We start from the raw sequence: 18906 nt of genomic DNA, 5'->3' as shown, positions 1-18906 counted from the left end.
CTGGGGCTCGCGGCTGAAGGGGTCGGCGAGGAAGCGTTCGGCGGTCATTTGCGGACGGTTCAGGTAGCCCCGGGCAACCCCGGCGCCGCCGACATACAGCTCGCCGGCTACGCCCACCGGCACCGGCCGCTGCTGACGGTCCAGCAGGTAGACCCGGGCGTTGGCCATGGGCGTGCCGATATGCAACGCCTGCCCCACCTGCACCGCGCCCGAGGTGGCAACCACCGTGGCTTCGGTGGGGCCGTAGTTGTTGATCACCGCAAAGCTCTGGGTCCGGGGGAATTGGCGCAGGCGGTCGCCGCCGATCAGCAGGGTCTTCAGGGTCGGATGGTGCAGGTGCTGGCTGAAGGCGTATTCGGCCACCGGCGTCGGCAGAAAGCTCACCGTCAGCGGCTGCGCCTGCCACCAGGCCAGCAACTGCTCGATGTTTTCATTGCCGACGTCCGGCGGCGGCAGGTGCAGGGTCGCGCCGACGCACAGGGCCGGCCAGACTTCCCAGGCCATGGCATCGAAACCGAAGCCGGCGACGCTGGACACCTGGCTGCCCGAGTGCTGGTCAAAGGCCTGGTTATGCCAGTGCACGAGGTTTTCCAGGGTCCGGTGCTCCACCATCACGCCCTTGGGCAAACCGGTGGAACCCGAGGTGTAGATGACATAGGCCAGGTGCGCCGGGGTCAGTTGTGCCAGCTGCGGATTGGCCAGCGCCGGGTTGTGCCAGGCCGACTGGTCCAGATCGATCAGCGGCAGCTCCAGGGTCGGCAATTGCCCAAGCAGTGCGCCCTGAGTCACTAACGCCAGGGGCGCGCTGTCTTCCAGCAGGTAGCGCAGGCGCTCCCTCGGCAGCGCCGGGTCCAGGGGCACATAAGCGGCGCCGGCCTTGAGAATCCCCAGCATCCCCACCAGCATCGCCGGGCCGCGCCGCACGCAGATCGCCACCCGATCGTCCGGCTGCACCCCCAGCTCCAGCAGATGCCGGGCCAGTTGATTGGCCTGCTGGTTCAATTGGCGATAGCTCAATTGCTGCGGGCCCTGGATCATGGCCAACGCATCGGGTGTCTCGGCGACCCGGGCTTCGAACAGGCCATGAAGGGTCTGCCCGCGCGGGTAATGCCGGCGATTGGCGTTGAAGGTTTCCAGCAACTGCCGGCGCTCGGCCTCAGGCAGAATCGGCAGGCGGTTCAGCGCCAGCCCCGGGTTTTGCTCCAGGGCCTGGGCCAGGTGCTCCAATGCCGTGTGCATATAGCCGCAGATGCGTTGTGGCTCCAGGTGCGCCACCGCCAGCACGCTCAAGGCAAAGCCCTGGCCCAGGTCATCGACACTCAGGCTCAGGGGGTAGTTGCTGCGCTCTTCGCCCCCCAGCAGCTCGATGCCGGCCCAGGGCGCCTGCTCGTCATGCAGCCCGTCGTGGGCGCTGTGGCGGTAGTTGAGCAAGGCACTGAACAGCGGCGCACTCACCGCCACCCGGCTGCAACGCTGGGCCAGGGCCAGGGACGCGTGCTCGTGACCGAGCAGTGCGCTCAAGCGCCGGTGCACGGCGCGCACGCCGTCACGGACGCCGGTTTCGCCCAATGTCACCCGCAGCGGCAAGGTATTGATAAACACCCCCAGGGCGCGGTCAGCGCCCTCGCCGCCCTGCATGCGGCCCATCAGCACGGTGCCGAACACCACGTCCTCGCGGTCGCAAAGCCGGCCCAGGACCTGGGCCCAGGCCAGGTGCATCAGGCTGGCGGCGCTCACCCCCAGCGTGCGCGCCTGCTCCCGCAGACGCTGGCTCAGCGCCGCCGGCAATGGCCAGTGCGCCTCGTCGATATCCAGGCCATCGCCCTGCACATCCTGCAGGCCAAATGGCAGGGTCGGCTCTTCGACGTCCCCCAGCATGTCGCGGAAAAACGCCTCATGTTCGTGCTCCCCAGCCCCCAGCAGGGCCTGGGCCACATAGTTGCGGTACGGCATGGGCGTGCCCAGCTCGCCGGGCTGCTTGAGCAGCAGCGCGCGCATTTCCGCGCCCACCACTTCCATCGCCGTATGGTCCAGGGCCAGGTGGTGGAACAGCAGCAGGCTGACCACCCGTCCATGCTGCGGGTCCTCGGCATGAATCAGGCGCATCAGCGGCGCCTGGGCCAGGTCCAGCCGGTGGTGCCGGGCATCGAAGCGCGCCTGCAATTGCTCGACGATATCCCCCGCCGCCGGGTCCAGCTGCTGCGCCTGCACATGCAGCTCGGCATGGCGCCAGACCACCTGAACGGGGTGCTCCAGGCCTTCCCAGAGCACGCTGGTGCGCAGGATGTCGTGGCGCGCGATCACCTGCTGCAAGGCCTCGGCAAAAGCCTGCAAGCGCTCCAGGCTGTCGAAGCTCAGGCGCGATTGCAGCAGGTAGGGGTCACCCTGCCCGGCGCTGATGTGGTGGTAGAGAATCCCTTCCTGCAAGGGCGCCAGGGGGTAGATGTCCTGCACATTGGCCGCACCGCCGGGCACGCTGGCGACAATCAGGTCGATGGCCTCCTGGCTCAGTTCCAGCAGCGGCAGCAGGTCCGGGGTGATGCGCTGGCAACCGAGGGCAATGCGGTTGGCCGGGACTTCGATCTCGCGCCCACTGCCCACCGCAGCCGCCAGGGCGGCCAGGGTCGGCTGGTTGAACAGCACCCGCACATCGGCGCTGAGGCCGACCTGGCGCATGCGTTCGATCAGGCTCACCGCCAGCAGCGAATGCCCGCCCAGCTCGAAGAAGTGATCATGGCGCCCCACCTGCTCGACCTTGAGCACCTCGGCCCAGATCCGCGCCAGGGTGATTTCGACCTCACCCAGTGGTGCTTCATAGGCCCGGCTAAGCAGCGCCGAAGCGTCCGGTGCCGGCAGGGCCTTGCGGTCGAGCTTGCCGTTGGCGGTCAGCGGCAACCGTTCCAGCTGGACATAGGCCGCCGGCAGCATGTAGTCCGGCAACTGGCCTTGCAGGGCACCGTGCAAGGCCTCGATATCCAGGGCCTCGCCGGCCACCTGCGGCGTGCAGTACGCCACCAGGCGCTTGTCGCCCGGGGCGTCTTCGCGCACCAGCAACGCCGCCTCCCGGACCCCGGTACAAGCCGCGATCCGGGTTTCGATTTCTCCCAGTTCGATGCGAAAGCCCCGCAGCTTGACCTGCTGGTCGTTGCGTCCCTGGTACAGCAGCACGCCGTCGGCGCGCCAGCAGGCCAGGTCGCCGGTGCGGTACATCAAGCCTTGAGGGGCGTCGGCAAAGGGGTCGACGATAAACATCTGCGCCGTCAGTTGCGGCTGGTTGAGGTAACCCAGGGCCACCCCCGCTCCACCGATATACAGCTCGCCGACCACGCCCACCGCCACCGGCTGCTGCCGGGCATCCAGTACATAGGCGCGGCTGTTGCCGATCGGCCGGCCAATGGGAATGCCACCGGCGGCGACGGCCTTGATCTCGAAGGTGGTGGAGAAAGTCGTGGCCTCGGTCGGACCGTAGCCATTGAGCAGGTGCCGGGGCGCGCCGTGTTCCAGCACCCGGGCAATCACGCTCGGGTCCAGCACATCGCCACCGACCATCAGGTAGCGCAGTTGGCGGAACGCGCCGAGCAAGCCATCGGCATGCTGCTGGAACAGGCCGGCGGTCATCCACAACACGCTGACTTTCTGCTGTTGCAGCAGCGCTCCCAGGGCCTGGCTGGACAGCACCACGTCCTGGTCGACCACCACCACTCGCCCGCCATTGAGCAAGGGTGCCCAGACTTCCAGGGTGCTGGCGTCAAAGGCCGGGTTCGAGGCAAAGGCCACTCGGTCCTGCGGGGTGAAGTCGGCATAGCCGTTGTTCAGCACCAGGCGGCTGACCGCGCGGTGCGGCACCAGCACGCCCTTGGGAGTGCCGGTGGAACCCGAGGTGTACATGAGGTACACCGCGCTTTCGGACGACTGCGCCAGGTCCGGGTTGTGGCTTGGCAGGTGTTCGAGGTCGAGGCGGTCCAGGTCGATACGCTGCGTCGGGCACGCCAGGGCTTCAGTGCTCTGGGTCAGCAACAGCCGCGCCGCGCTGTCCGCCAGGATAAACAGCTGGCGCTCGGCCGGGGCGTTGACGTCCAGCGGCACATAGACCGCCGCGCATTTGCTGATGGCCAACTGGCTGACCAGCAACCCCACCGAACGCGGCAATAGCATCGCCACGCGGTCCCCCGCCTGCACGCCCATCTGCAACAACCCATGGGCCAGGCGGTTGGCCCGCCGGTTCAATTCGGCATAACTGAGCACCTGCTCGCCGTGCACCGCGGCCACCGCTTGCGGGCTGGCCTGCACCTGGGCCTCGAACAGCCCGTGCACGGTCTGCTGCGCCGGGTAGGCCCGGGCCGTGGCATTGAAGCCGTGCAGCACCCGCTCGCGCTCGGCGGGGGCGACAATCGACAACTGCTGCAACGGCGTGGCCGGGGCCTGCTCCAGGGCGTGCACCAGGTTGTGCAAGGCACAGCGCATGTACTCGCCGATCCGCGCACCTTCCACCTCGGCCAGGGCCTGGACCGTCAGTTCGAACAGTTCGCCGAGGTCATCGACGTTAAGCACCAGCGGGTAGTTGCTGCGCTCACGGGCGTTGAGCACCTCGATCCCGTCCCACATCGAAGGGCCGTTGCCGACCTCCGCGCCCGGCGCACTGTGGCGATAGTTGAGCAAGGTGCTGAACAGCGGCGTGGACGCTGGCACCCCGCTGCAACGCTGGGCCAGGGACAGGGGCGCGTGCTCGTGGCCAAGCAATTGCGCCAGCCGTTCATGGGTCGCGCGCACGCCGTCGAGCACCGTCAGCGCACCGACGCTGACCCGCAGCGGCAAGGTATTGATAAACATGCCCAGGGCCCGGTCGGCGCCCTCGCCGCCCTGCATCCGCCCCAGGAGCACGGTGCCGAACACCACCTCGTCCTGACCGGAAACCTGACCCAGCACCTGGGCCCAGGCCAGGTGCACCAGGCTGGCGGCGCTCACCCCGAGCCGCCTTGCCTGCTCGCGCAGGGCCCGGCACAGGGCCGGTTCCAGGGCCAGGTGCGACTCCTGGACACCACTGCCGTCGCCCTGCACGTCCTGCAGGCCGAACGGCAGGGTCGGCTCATGGATATCGCCGAGCATCTGCTGGAAGAACGCTTCATGGGCGTGCTGGCTGACGCCCAGGCGTGCCTGGGCCACGTAGTTGCGGTACTGCACCGGCGGCGCCAAGTGCCCAGCCTGGCCGCCGAGGCTGGCGCTCATTTCCTGCACCAGCACCGCCAACGAGGTGTGGTCGAGCAAGATATGGTGCAGCAGCAACACGCCCAGCCACCGGTCATGGGCTTCGTCCCGGGCGTAGGCAAAGCGCATCATCGAAGCCTGCCCCAGGTCGAGGCGGTAATGCCGGGGGTCGAAGCGCTGCTGCAACTGGCCCAGCACATCGGCGTCCTGCGGGTCGCTCGCGACCCGCTCCACAGCCAGCGGCGCCTGGCGCCAGACCACCTGCACCGGCTCGTCGAGGCAGTCCCAGACCAGGCTGGTGCGCAGGATGTCATGCCGGGCAATCGCCCCTTGCAGGGCGTCGATAAAGGCCTTGACCTGCGCCAGGCCGCTGAAGCCGAGCTGCAACTGCAGCAGGTACGGATCGCCGGCCTGACTGCTCAGGTGGTGATAGAGGATCCCCGCCTGCAGCGGCGCCAGGGCGTAGATATCCTGCACGTTGTCGACACCGCCCGGCACCCGCTCCAGCACACGTTCGATGGCCGCCGGGTCGAGGTCGGCCAGGGGCAGCATATCGGGGGTGATCGCGGTGCAGGTGGCGCCGATCAGGTTGGCCGGCACCTGCACCTCGGGCTCCCCGCCCACGGCCGCCGCCAGGGCCGCCAGGGTCGGCTGGCTGAACAGTACCCGGATATCGGCCCGCAACTGCGCCTGGCGCATGCGTTCCATCAGCTTGACCGCCAGCAGCGAATGGCCGCCCAGCTCGAAAAAGTTGTCATGCCGCCCGACCCGCTCGACCTTGAGCAGGTCTTGCCACAGGCTGGCAATCCGCTGCTCCACCTCGCCTTGGGGGGCCTGGTAGCCGCGTCGGGCCAGTGCCGCGTCATCGGGCATCGGCAACGCCTTGCGGTCCAGCTTGCCGTTGCCAGTCAGGGGCCAGGCCGGCAGCAGGACAAAGGCACTGGGCAGCATGTATTCGGCCAGGGTGCCCAGCAGTTGCTCACGCAAGTGCGCGGCGCTCGGCCCATGGCCGTCCTCGGCAATCAGGTAGGCCACCAGGCGTCGTTCGCCGGGTTCGTCCTCGCGGGCGATGACCAGGGCCTCGCGCACGCCCTCGCAGGCCGCCAACTGGGCCTGGATTTCCCCCAGCTCGATGCGGAAGCCGCGGATCTTCACCTGGTCGTCGTTGCGTCCCAGGTATTCAAGGCTGCCATCGGCCAGCCAGCGGCCCAGGTCACCGGTCTTGTACAGGCGCCCCGCAACCGTGCCGGAGCCTGCGTGGAACGGGTCGGCGATAAAGCGCTCGGCGCTCAAGGCCTCGCGGTTCAGGTACCCGCGGGCCACCCCGGCGCCGCCGACATAGAGCTCGCCGACCACCCCCACCGGCACCGGTTCGCGCTGCGGGTCGAGCAGGTACAGCTGCAGGTCGGGGATCGGTCCACCTATCGGGCTGACACCCGGCACCAGGGCATCGGCGGCTTCCAGGGCGCGATAGGTCACGTGCACCGTGGTCTCGGTGATGCCGTACATGTTCACCAGGCGCGTGCCGGCGTTGCCGACGCGCTCGTACCAGGGCTTGAGCATGCCCGGGTCCAGGGCTTCGCCACCGAAAATCACCTGGCGCAGGGAATGCTTGCGGTCGCTGCGACCCTGGGCCGCGATCAACTGGCGGAACGCGCTCGGGGTCTGGTTGAGGATGCTCACCCCCGCGTCGCACAGCAGTTCATAGCACTCGTCCGGTGAGCGGCTGATCCGTTGCGGCACCACCAGCAACTGCCCGCCGTGCAGCAGCGCGCCGTAGATTTCCCAGACCGAGAAGTCGAAGGCAAAGGAGTGGAACAGCGCCCACACATCACGGCGGTTGAAGCCGAACCAGCCTTGGGTCGCCGCGAACAACCGGGTCACCTGGCGGTGCTCGACCATCACCCCCTTGGGCAGGCCGGTGGAGCCCGAGGTGTAGATCACATACGCCAGGTGCTCGACCTTGAGCCCCGGCAGCTGCGGGTTGTGCTGCGGCTCGTCGCGCAGGGCATGGCTGTCGAGGTCGATCCGGGGCACCGGGCACTCGCCAACCAGGGCCTGGGTCGCGCCCTGCACCAGCAGCGCCAGCGGAGCGCTGTCAGCCAGGGTGTAGGCGATGCGTTCTCCGGGGTAGCCCGGATCGATCGGCACATAACCGGCGCCGGCCTTGAGGATCCCCAGCAGGCCGACGATCATCTCCAGCCCGCGCTCGACGCAGATCGCCACCCGATCATCCGGCTGTACGCCCAGGCCCAACAGGCGATGGGCCACCTGATTGGCCCGGGCGTTGAGCTGGCGATAACTCAGTTGCAGCGCGTCGACGCGCACCGCCACCGCGTCCGGCGTACGCAGCACCTGGGTCTCGAACAGGCCATGCAGGGTCTGCTCGACGGCATAGTGCTCGCGGCTGCCATGGCCGGCACCCAGCAGTTGCCGGCGCTCGGCGGCCGGCAGGATCGACAGCTGCTCTACGGCGCTGTGCGGTGCCTGCTCCAGGGCCTGGACCAGGCTTTCCAGGGCGGTGCGCATATAACCGCACACGCGCTCGGCGCCGATTCGCGCCGGGGTCATCACGTTCAGGCGGAAGTCTTGCCCCAGGTCATCGATGTTCAGGCTCAGCGGGTAGTTGCTGCGCTCTTCGCTGGCCAGGGTGTGGATGCCCTGCCACGGCGCCTGGGCAACCGACTGCGCTTGGGCACTGTGGCGGTAGTTGAGCATGGCGCTGAACAGCGGCAGCGGCGCCGCCACCTGGCTGCAGCGCTGGGCCAGGGCCAGGGACGCATGCTCGTGGCCGAGCAGTGCGCTGAGCCGGGCATGGGTCGCCCGCACCCCGTCGCGCACCGAGGTGGCGTCGATATCCACCCGCAGCGGCAAGGTATTGATAAACATCCCCAGGGCCCGATCGGCGCCCTCGCCGCCCTGCATGCGGCCCATCAGCACGGTGCCGAACACCGGGTGCCGCTGGCCGCTGGTCACGCTCAACACCCGGGCCCAGGCCAGGTGGAACAGGCTCGCGGCACTCACCCCGAGCCCCCGCGCCTGGCTGCGGATACGCCCGCTGAGGTCGGCCTCCAGCCGCTGGCTGACTTCCTCGATATCACGCCCGTCGCCCTGCACATCCTGCAGGCCGAATGGCAGGGTCGGCTCGTCGACGTCCCCCAGCATGTCGCGGAAAAACGCCTCGTGTTCCTGCTCGCTGGCCCCCAGCCGTGCCTGGGCCACGTAATTGCGATAAGGCACCGCCGCGCCCAGGGTCGCGCCTTGCCCGGCGAGAAATGCGCTCAGTTCATGGCCCACCACTTCCAGCGCGGTGTGGTCCATGGCCAGGTGGTGGAACAACAGCGTGGCGACCACCCTCCGCTGTTGCGGGTCCTTGGCGAACAGCAGCTGGATCAGCGGCGCGCGCGTCATGTCCAGGCGGTAGTGCCGGGCATCGAAGCGCTGCTGCAACTGACCCAGTACATCGCCATCCGCCGCGTCCAGCACCACTTCCTGCGGGTGCAGCTCGGCGTGACGCCAGACCACCTGCAGTGGTTGTTCCAGGCCTTGCCAGAGCACACTGGTGCGCAGGATATCGTGACGCTCGATGACGTGTTGCAGGGCCCGGGCGAACAGCTGCAGGCGCTCGACGCTGTCGAAGGCCATCTGCGACTGCAACAGGTACGGATCGCCCTGCTCGGCCATCAGGTGGTGATAGAGGATGCCTTCCTGCAAGGGCGCCAGGGGATAGATGTCCTGCACATTGGCCGCACCGCCGGGGACGCTGGCGACGATCAGGTCGATGGCGTCCTGGTCCAGCTCCAGCAGCGGCAGCAGGTCCGGGGTGATGCGCTGGCAGCCGAGGGCAATGCGGTTGGCCGGGACCTCGACCTCGCGCCCGCTGCCCACCGCAGCCGCCAGGGCGGCCAGGGTCGGCTGGCTGAACAGAATGCGCACATCGGCGCTGAGGCCGACCTGGCGCATGCGCTCGATCAGGCTCACCGCCAGCAGTGAATGCCCGCCCAATTCGAAGAAGTGATCGTGGCGTCCCACCTGCTCGACCTTGAGCACTTCAGCCCAGATCCGCGCCAGGACGGTTTCGATCTCGCCCTGGGGCGCTTCATAGGCGCGACTGAGCAGCGCCGACGAATCCGGCACCGGCAGTGCCTGGCGATCCAGCTTGCCGTTGGGCGTCAGCGGCAATGCCGGCAGCGGCACCAGCAGCCCCGGCACCATGTACTCCGGCAACTGCTGCAACAGGTGTTGGCGCAGGGCCTCGACCTCGGGCACGGTGCTCTCGGGGTGGGTGCTGAAGTAGGCCACCAGACGCTTGTCGCCGGGCACGTCTTCGCGCACCAGCGCCACCGCTTGCCTGATCCCCGGGTAGCGCTCCAGGTGTTCCTGGATTTCCCCCAGCTCGATACGCAAGCCATGCAGCTTGACCTGGAAATCGTTGCGCCCGAGGAACTCCAGGTTGCCGTCGGCGTGGTAGCGCACCAGGTCGCCGGTGCGGTACAGGCGGTCGCCGGCCACGAACGGGCTGTCGATGAATCGCTCGGCCAACAGCCCCGGCAGCCCCAGGTAACCCCGGGCCACGCCGGCGCCGCCGATGTGCAACTGACCACTGGCGCCGACCGGCACCGGCTGGTCCTCGGCGTCCAGTACGTACAGGCGGGTATTGGCAATCGGCCGGCCGATCGGCAGTTGCAGCGCCGGCACCGTAGCCCCGGGCTCCAGGGTCCAGACCGTGCTGTCCACCGTGGCCTCGGTCGGGCCGTAGACGTTATGCAACCGCGCCCCCGGCAGGCGTGCCTGGAAGCGCCGGGCCAGGGTCGCGCCCAGCTCGCCGCCGCCACAGAACACATCGGTCAGGCTGCTGCACTGGCTGACCTCGTCCAGTTCCAGGAACAGCTGCAACATGGCCGGCACGAACTGGATCACCGAGATCCGTTGCTCGCGAATCAACTGCGCCAGGTAGCGCGGCTCGCGGTGCCCGTCCGGGCGCGCCAGCACCAGGCGCATGCCCGAGGTCAGCGGCCAGAACACCTCCCAGACCGAAGCGTCGAAGCTCAGTGGGGTTTTCTGCAACAGGCTGCCCTGCGCCGCGCCAGGGCACAGCCCCGAGCTCCAGTGCAGCAGGTTGACCAGCCCGCGGTGCTCCACCATCACCCCCTTGGGCGTGCCGGTGGAGCCGGAGGTGTAGATCACATACGCCAGGTGCCGTGCAGTCAGGCCCGGCACCTGGAGATCGGCGCTGTCCGGGTGGCTTGGCGCAGGCGCCTGCCAGGCCGCTTGCTCGAGGTCGATCAGCGGCCCCTCAGCCCACTGCACCAAGCCCCGGGTCGCGCCGTGTACCAGCAGCGCCGCGGGCGCACTGTCGTGCAGCATGTAGCCCAGGCGCTCCGGCGGATAGGCCGGGTCCAGCGGCACATAGGCACCGCCGGCCTTGAGGATCGCCAGCAGGCCGACCACCAGCTCCAGGCTGCGCTCGATGCAGATCGCCACCGGCACATCCGGGCCGACCCCGATGTCACGCAGATGCCGGGCCAACTGATTGGCCCGGGCATTGAGCCCAGCGTAGGTCAGGCATTGCGCGCCCGATTGCAGGGCCGGCGCATCCGGGGTGCGTTGCACCTGGGCTTCGAACAGGCCGTGCACCGTCTGTTCCAGGTTGCATTCAAGCGCGCTGCCGTTGAAGCCGTGCAGCAACTGCGCGTGCTCCGCCGGTGCCAGGATCGGCAGGCGCTTGAGGGCCATGGGCGAGCGTTGCTCCAAGGCCTGCAACAGGGATTCCAGGGCGGTCTGCATGTACCCGCAGACCCGTTGCGCGCCGATCTGCTGCACGGTCATGGCGCCCAGTTGCAAGTCGTCGCCCAGGTCATCGACGTTCAGGCTCAAGGGATAGTTACTGCGCCCGTCATGGGCCAGGGTCTGCATGCCTTGCCAGGCCGGGTGCGCGTCGAGCGGCGCTGCCGCGCCGGCACTGTGCCGGTAGTTGAGAATCGCGCTGAACAGCGGCAGCGGCGCGGCCACTGCGCTGCAACGCTGGGCCAAAGCCAGGGACGCGTGCTCGTGACCGAGCAGCGCGCTCAACCGCGCGTGCACCGCGCGCACCCCGGCGCGGGCATCCTGCTCACCGACATCGACCCGCAGCGGCAAGGTATTGATAAAGATCCCCAGCGCCCGGTCGGCCCCCTCACCGCCCTGCATGCGCCCCACCAGCACGGTGCCGAACACCACCTGCTGGTTGCCGCTGGCCACCGCCAGCACCCGGGCCCAGGCCAGGTGCATCAGGCTCGCGACACTGACTCCGAGCAGACGCGCCTGGCGCCTCAAGCCCTGGCTCAGGGTGGCGGGCAGCCGGTGCCGCACCTCTTCCATGGCAAGCCCATCGCCTTGCACATCCTGCAAACCGAACGGCAGGCTCGGCGCGTCGATATCGCCAAGCATCTCGCGGAAGAACGCTTCATGTTCCTCGTCACTGACGCCCAGGCGCGCCTGGGCCACGTAGTTGCGATAAGGCATCGCCGGCCCCAGCTCCCGGGCCTGGCCCAGAAGGCAGGCCTGCATTTCCTGGCGCACCACGTCGAAGGCGGTGTGGTCGAGAACGATGTGATGGAACATCAGCAGCACCACCACCCGCTGCTGTGCCGGGTCCTGGGCGTAGGCCAGGCGGATCAGCGGCGCACGGCTCAGGTCCAGGCGATGGTGGCGGGCGTCGAATCGCGCGCCGAGCTGTTGCAGCACATCAGCGTCCGCCACCTGCGGCACCACCTCTTCCACCACCAGCCGGGCCTCGCGCAGCACCACCTGCACCGGGGTGTCCAGGCCCTCCCAGAACACCGCGCTGCGCAGAATGTCGTGGCGTTCGATCACCTGCTGCAAGGCACCGGCGAAAGTTTGCAGGCGTTGCAGGCTGTCAAAGGCCAGGCGGGTTTGCAGCAGATAGGGGTCGCCCTGCTGCGCGGTGATGTGGTGGTAGAGGATGCCTTCCTGCAACGGCGCCAGGGGGTAGATGTCCTGCACATTGGCCGCACCTCCCGGCACGGCGGCGACGATCCGCTCGATGGCGGCCTGGTCCAGGTCCAGCAGTGGCAGCAGGTCCGGGGTGATGTGCCGGCAACCGGGCGCAATGCGGTTGGCCGGGACCTCGACCTCACGCCCACTGCCCACGGCAGCCGCCAGGGCGGCCAGGGTCGGCTGGCTGAACAGAATGCGTACATCGGCGCCGAGGCCGACCTGGCGCATGCGCTCGATCAGGCTCACCGCCAGCAGCGAATGCCCGCCCAGCTCGAAGAAGTGGTCATGGCGGCCGACCTGTTCGACCTTGAGCACCTCCTTCCAGATCTGCGCCAAGGCCATTTCCACCGCGCCCTCGGGCGCCTCGAAGCCACGGCTGAGCAGCGCATCCGCTCCCGGCTCGGGCAAGGCCTTGCGGTCGATCTTGCCATTGGCGGTCAACGGCAGCGCGTCGAGCCGAACGTAGGCTGCCGGCACCATGGCGTCCGGCAGGCGGCCTTGCAGATGGGCGTGCAGTTGCTCGATATCCAGCTGTTCGGCCTGCTCGGTGAAATAGACCACCAGCCGCGCGTCACGCACCAGCGCCACCGCCTCCTTGACCCCGGCGTGGCTGGCCAGGGCGCTCTCGACTTCGCCCAGTTCGATGCGCACCCCACGCACCTTGACCTGGTCGTCGTTGCGCCCCAGGTAATCAAGGTTGCCGTCCGCGCGCCAGCGCGCCAGGTCACCGCTGCGGTACATGCGGCCCTCGGGTTCAGCGCTGAAAGGGTCGGCCATAAAGCGCTCGGCGCTCATCTGCGGACGGTTCAGGTAACCCCGCGCCACCCCAGCGCCCCCGATATACAGCTCGCCGACCACGCCTTGGGGCACCGGGCGCTGCTGTTCATCCAGCAGGTAAACCCGGGCATTGCCCACCGGCTGGCCGATATGCAGCGCCTGGCCGACCTGGACCGCGCCCGAGGTGGCGACCACCGTGGCTTCGGTGGGGCCGTAGTTGTTGATCACGGCGAAGGTCTGGGCCGTGCTGAACTGGCGCAGGCGGTCGCCGCCGATCAGCAGGGTCTTCAGGGTCGGGTGTTGCAGTTGGCGGCTGAAGGCGTACTCGGCCACCGGGGTCGGCAAGAAGCTGACCTCCAGCGGCTGCGCCTGCCACCAGGCCAGCAGCAGTTCGAGGTTGTCATTGCCGACCTCGGCCGGCGGCAGGTGCAGGGTCGCACCGACGCACAAGGCCGGCCAGACCTCCCAGGCCATGGCGTCGAAGCCGAAACCGGCGACGCTGGAGACCTGGCTGCCCGGGTGTTGGTCGAAGGTCAGGTTGTGCCAGTGCACCAGGTTTTCCAGGGTCCGGTGCTCCACCATCACCCCCTTGGGCAGGCCGGTGGAACCCGAGGTGTAGATCACATAGGCCAGGTGCGCCGGGGTCAGCCCGGCAAGTTGCGGATTGCTGCGGGGCTGGCCGAGCCAGTGCCGCTGGTCGAGGTCGATCAGTGGCAACGCGGTCGCTGCCCAGCGCCCGAGCCATTCGCCCTGGGTCAACAGCGCCACCGGGGCGCTGTCCTGCAGCAGGTAGTGCTGGCGCTCGTCCGGCAGCGCCGGGTCGATCGGTACATAGGCGGCGCCGGCCTTGAGAATCGCCAGCAGGCCCAGGAGCATGTCCGGGCCACGGCGCACACTGATCGCCACCCGATCATCAGGCTGCACTCCCAGCGCCAGCAGTTGGTGGGCCAGTTGATTGGCACTCTGGTTGAGCTGGCCATAGCTCAGGCTGTGCGCGCCCTGGATCACGGCCGGGGCCTCGGGCATGGCGGCCGCGCAGGCTTCGAACAGGCCATGAATGGTCTGCCCGCGCGGGTAGTGCGCAGGGCTCGGGTTGAACTGGTGCAACAGCTGTTGGCGCTCTTCCACCGGCAGGATCGACAGCTGGTCGAGGGTGACCGCCGAACCCTGCTCCAGGGCCTGCACCAAGTGTTCCAGGGCGGTGTGCATGTAGCCGCAGATGCGCTGCGGATCAATCGGCGCCTGGCTCAGCACGCTCAGGCCAAAGCTGTCGCCACGGTCGTTGACGCTCAGGGTCAGCGGGTAGTTGCTGTGCTCTTCGCCCCCCAGGACATCGATCCCGTCCCACAGCTGCGGTCCGGCCTGGGGCTGGGTGCCGGCCTGGCTATGGCGGTAGTTGAGCAAGGCACTGAACAGCGGCGCCGCCCCCGTCACCCCGCTGCACCGCTGGGCCAGAGCCAGGGACGCGTGTTCATGCCCCAGCAGCGCGCTGAGCCGGGCGTGGATGGCCTTGACCGCAGCCCGTGGCGCCACGGCGCCGACTTCGACCCGCAGCGGCAAGGTGTTGATGTACATGCCCAGGGCCCGGTCGGCGCCCTCGCCGCCCTGCATCCGCCCCAGGAGCACGGTGCCGAACACCACATCCCGGCGGTTGCCGAGTTGCCCCAGGACCTGGGCCCAGGCCAGGTGCATCAGGCTCGCCACACTCACCCCCAGGCTTCGCGCCTGTTCCCGCAGGCGTCGGTTCAGGGCCGGCTCCAGGGCGCGCGCGGCCTCCTCGATAGGCTGCCCGTCGCCCTGCACATCCTGCAGGCCAAACGGCAGGGTCGGCTCGTCGATATCGCCGAGCATCTGCCGGAAGAACGCCTCATGCTCGGCCTGGCTCACCCCCAGGCGCGCCTGGGCCACGTAGTTGCGATAAGGCGCAGCGGCCCCCAGGCTGGCACCCTGGCCGCTGATCAGGGCTTGCATCTCCTGGCTCACCACCTCGAGGGCGGCGTGGTCCATGGCCAGGTGATGGAACAGCAGAATCGCCACCACCCGCTGCTGCGCCGCATCCCAGGCGTGCACCAGACGGATCAGCGGTGCACGGGTGATATCCAGGCGGTAATGGCGGGCATCGAAGCGCTGTTGCAACTGCTCCAGCACATCCCCGCTCGCCGGGTCCGGCGTCAGCTCTTGCAGCACCAGCTCGGCATGGCGCCAGACCACTTGCAGCGGGTGTTCCAGGTTTTCCCAGAGCACGCTAGTGCGCAGGATATCGTGGCGCCCGATCACCTGTTGCAAGACCCCGGCGAACACCTGCAAGCGCTCGTGGCTGTCAAACGCCAGACGGGTCTGCAACAGGTAGGGGTCACCCTCCCCGGCAGCCAGGTGGTGATACACAATGCCCTCCTGCAAGGGCGCCAAGGGGTAGATGTCCTGCACATTGGCCGCACCGCCGGGCACGCTGGCGACGATCAGGTCGATGCCCTCCTGGCTCAGTTCCAGCAGCGGCAGCAGGTCCGGGGTGATGCGCTGGCAGTCGAGGGCAATGCGGTTGGCCGGAACCTCGACCTCGCGCCCGCTGCCCACCGCCGTCGCCAGGGCCGCCAGGGTCGGCTGGCTGAACAGGATCCGCACATCGGCGCCCAGGCCGACCTGGCGCATGCGCTCGATCAGGCTCACCGCCAGCAGTGAATGCCCGCCCAGTTCAAAGAAGTTGTCATGCCGCCCGACCTGTTCGACCTTGAGCACCTCCTTCCAGATCTGCGCCAGGGCCGTTTCCACCGGCCCCAGGGGCGCTTCGAAATCGCGGCTGATAAAGGATTCGAGCCCCGGGGCCGGCAAGGCCTTGCGGTCGAGCTTGCCGTTGGCGGTCAGGGGCCAGTCGGCCAGCGCGACATAGGCCACCGGCAGCATGTATTCCGGCAACTGCTCGTGGAGCCAGGCCCGCAGGGCCTCGTTATCCAGGTCGGACGGCGCCAGCTGCGGCCGATAGTAGGCCACCAGGCGCTTATGCCCCGGCCCATCTTCCCGGGCCAGGACCACTGCGCTTTCGACCTCGGGGTGCAGGGCCAGCCGCGCCTCGATTTCGGCCAGTTCGATGCGCATGCCGCGGATTTTCACCTGGTCGTCATTGCGCCCCAGGTAGTCCAGCGTGCCGTCCGCCAGCCAGCGCGCCAGGTCGCCGGTGCGGTACATGCGCGCCCGGGGCTGGTTGCTGAACGGATCGTCGAGGAAACGCTCCGCGGTCATCTGCGGCCGGTTCAGGTAACCCCGGGCCACCCCGGCGCCGCCGATGTACAGCTCGCCGGCAACCCCGACCGGCACCGGGCGCAACTGCTCATCCAGCAGGTAGACCTGAGCATTGGCAATCGGCCGGCCGATATGCAGCGCCTGGCCGACCTGGACCGTGCCCGAAGTGGCGACCACCGTGGCTTCGGTGGGGCCGTAGTTGTTGATCACGGCGAAGGTCTGGCCCTGGTTGAACTGGCGCAGGCGATCGCCGCCGATCAGCAGGGTCTTCAGGGTCGGGTGTTGCAGGTGCTGGCTGAAGGCGTACTCGGCCACCGGGGTCGGCAAAAAGCTCACCTCCAGCGGCTGCGCCTGCCACCAGGCCAGCAGTTGCTGGATATCTTCATTGCCGATCTCCCGGGGCGGCAGGTGCAGGGTCGCCCCCGCGCACAGGCTCGGCCAGACCTCCCAGGCCATGGCATCAAAGCCGAAACCGGCAACGCTGGAGACCTGGCTGCCCGGGCGCTGGTCAAAGGCCTGGTTGTGCCAGTGCACCAGGTTTTCCAGGGTCCGGTGCTCGACCATCACCCCCTTGGGCAGGCCGGTGGAGCCCGAGGTGTAGATCACATAGGCCAGGTGTGCCGAAGTCAGGGCCGGCAGCGGCAGATCGGTGGACGGTCGCTCGCGCCACAGCGGGTGGTCGAGGTCGATCAGCGCCACGTCCAGCGTCGGCAACTGCCCCAGCAGCGCGCCCTGGGTCAGCAGCGCCCGGGGCGCGCTGTCTTCGAGCAGGTAGCGCAGGCGCTCCTCCGGCAACCCCGGGTCCAGCGGCACATAACCTGCGCCGGCCTTGAGAATACCCAGCATCCCCACCAGCATCGCCGGGCCGCGCTGCACGCAGAGCGCCACCCGGTCATCAGGTTTCACCCCCATGTCCAGCAGGTGGTGGGCCAGCTGGTTGGCCTGGGCATTCAATGCGCCATAACTCAGGCCCTGCCCGCCCTGGGTCAGCGCCACGGCGTCGGGCTGGCTCGCCACCCGGGCTTCGAACAGGCGGTGCACGGCCTGGCTCTTGGGGAACGGCAACTGGTGGGCATTGAACCCGCGCAACAGGCTTTCGCGCTCAGCCTCGGGCACCATCGACAGCTCGCGCAAGGCCAGACTCGGAGTCTGTTCCAGGGCCTCCACCACATGCTGCAGGGTGGTGTGCAGGTAGTCGGTGATGCGCTGCACGCCAATCGAACGCTCGACCATCAGGGTCAGGGTGAAACCTTCGCCCAGGTCATCGACGTTGAACGTCAGCGGGTAGTTGCTGCCTTCATCGGAGCCCAGCACCTGCACGCCTTCGGCCAGCTCGATAACCTCGGCCAGGTCGGCGGCGGCGCTGTGGCGGTAGTTGAGAATGGCGTTGAACAGCGGCGTCGAGGCGGTGACCCCACTGCAACGCTGGGCCAGCGCCAGGGACGCGTGCTCATGGTTGAGCATGGTGCTCAGGCGAGCGTGGGTGGCGCGCACCCCGGCGCGCACGTCGAGGTGGCCAAGGTCGACCCGCAGTGGCAGGGTATTGATAAACATCCCCAGGGCCCGATCCGCGCCCTCGCCGGCCTGCATCCTGCCGAGCAGCACGGTGCCGAACACCACTACGTCGCGCCCGCAGAGCTGGCCCAGGACCAGAGCCCAGGCCAGGTGCATCAGGCTCGCCGCACTGACCCCGAGCTGCCGCGCCTGATCCCGCAGGCGCAGGCTCAGGGCGCTGTCCAGCGGCGCCCGCAGGTGGTCGATGATGTGGCTGTCGCCCTGCACGTCCCGCAGGCCGAATGGCAGGGTCGGCTCGTCGATGTCGCCGAGCATGTCGCGGAAGAACGCTTCGTGCACCTGATCGCTCTGGCCCATGCGCGCCTTGGCCAGGTAATTGCGAAACGGCACCGCCACCGGAACCTCCCCGGCGCGGCCCTGCATATGGGCCAGGATCTCTTCGCGCACCACGTCCAGTGCGCTGTGATCGAGGATGGTGTGGTGCGACAACAGCAGCGCGACGACCCGCTGCCGGGCCGGGTCTTCGGCAAACACCAGGCGCAACAGAGGCGCCTGTTGCAGGTCCAGGCGGTAGTGGCGGGCATCGTGGCGCGCCTGTAACTGGCTCAGTACCTCACCGGCCAGGGGATCGCAGACGATCTCCTCGCACACCAGGCGCGCCTGGCGCCAGACCACTTGCAACGGCGAGTCCAGACTTTCCCAGGCCATGGCGGTGCGCAGGATGTCGTGGCGGTCGATGGTCCATTGCAACGCCTGGGCAAAGGCCTCGAAACGCGCACGGCAGTCAAAGGCGAAGCGCGTCTGCAGCACGTAGGGGTCGCCCTGCTGCGCCGACAGGTGATGGTAGAGCATGCCTTCCTGCAACGGCGCCAGGGGGTAGATGTCCTGCACGTTGGCCGCACCGCCCGGCACAGTGGCGACGATACGCTTGATGGCGGCCTGGTCCAGGTCCACCAGCGGCAGCATGTCCGGGGTGATGCGAAAGGCCGGGCTCGACCAGTCGCCGGCATGCTCGGCCACCAGCTCCAGCAACTGCGCCTTGTGCCGGACCAGGCTGTCCCACAGCTCATCATCCAGCGCGGCGTCATCACCCAGGATAACCAGATCGCCGTCCTCCATTTGCAGACGGATCGCCAGGGTGGAAAGAACTGCCATCAATTCGCTGAAGTGCAT

Annotated in this window: 1 protein-coding gene (running past one end of the window); it reads right to left on the bottom strand. The window is 68.3% G+C overall.

Going from position 1 to position 18906, the window contains the following annotated elements; translation table 11 throughout:
• Positions 1 to 18906, bottom strand: the 5' portion of a protein-coding gene (locus JFU57_RS21775; protein WP_201130737.1) for a non-ribosomal peptide synthase/polyketide synthase. It extends 3888 nt beyond the left edge of the window; 18906 of the gene's 22794 nt are visible here — the first part of the coding sequence; its start codon is at positions 18904 to 18906; the stop codon falls past the left edge of the window.

The sequence above is a fragment of the Pseudomonas sp. TH07 genome (assembly GCF_016651285.1).
In the GTDB taxonomy this organism is placed as follows: domain Bacteria; phylum Pseudomonadota; class Gammaproteobacteria; order Pseudomonadales; family Pseudomonadaceae; genus Aquipseudomonas.
The sequence above is the reverse complement of the archived record's forward strand: the minus strand, read 5'-3'. Positions and strand labels throughout refer to the sequence as shown.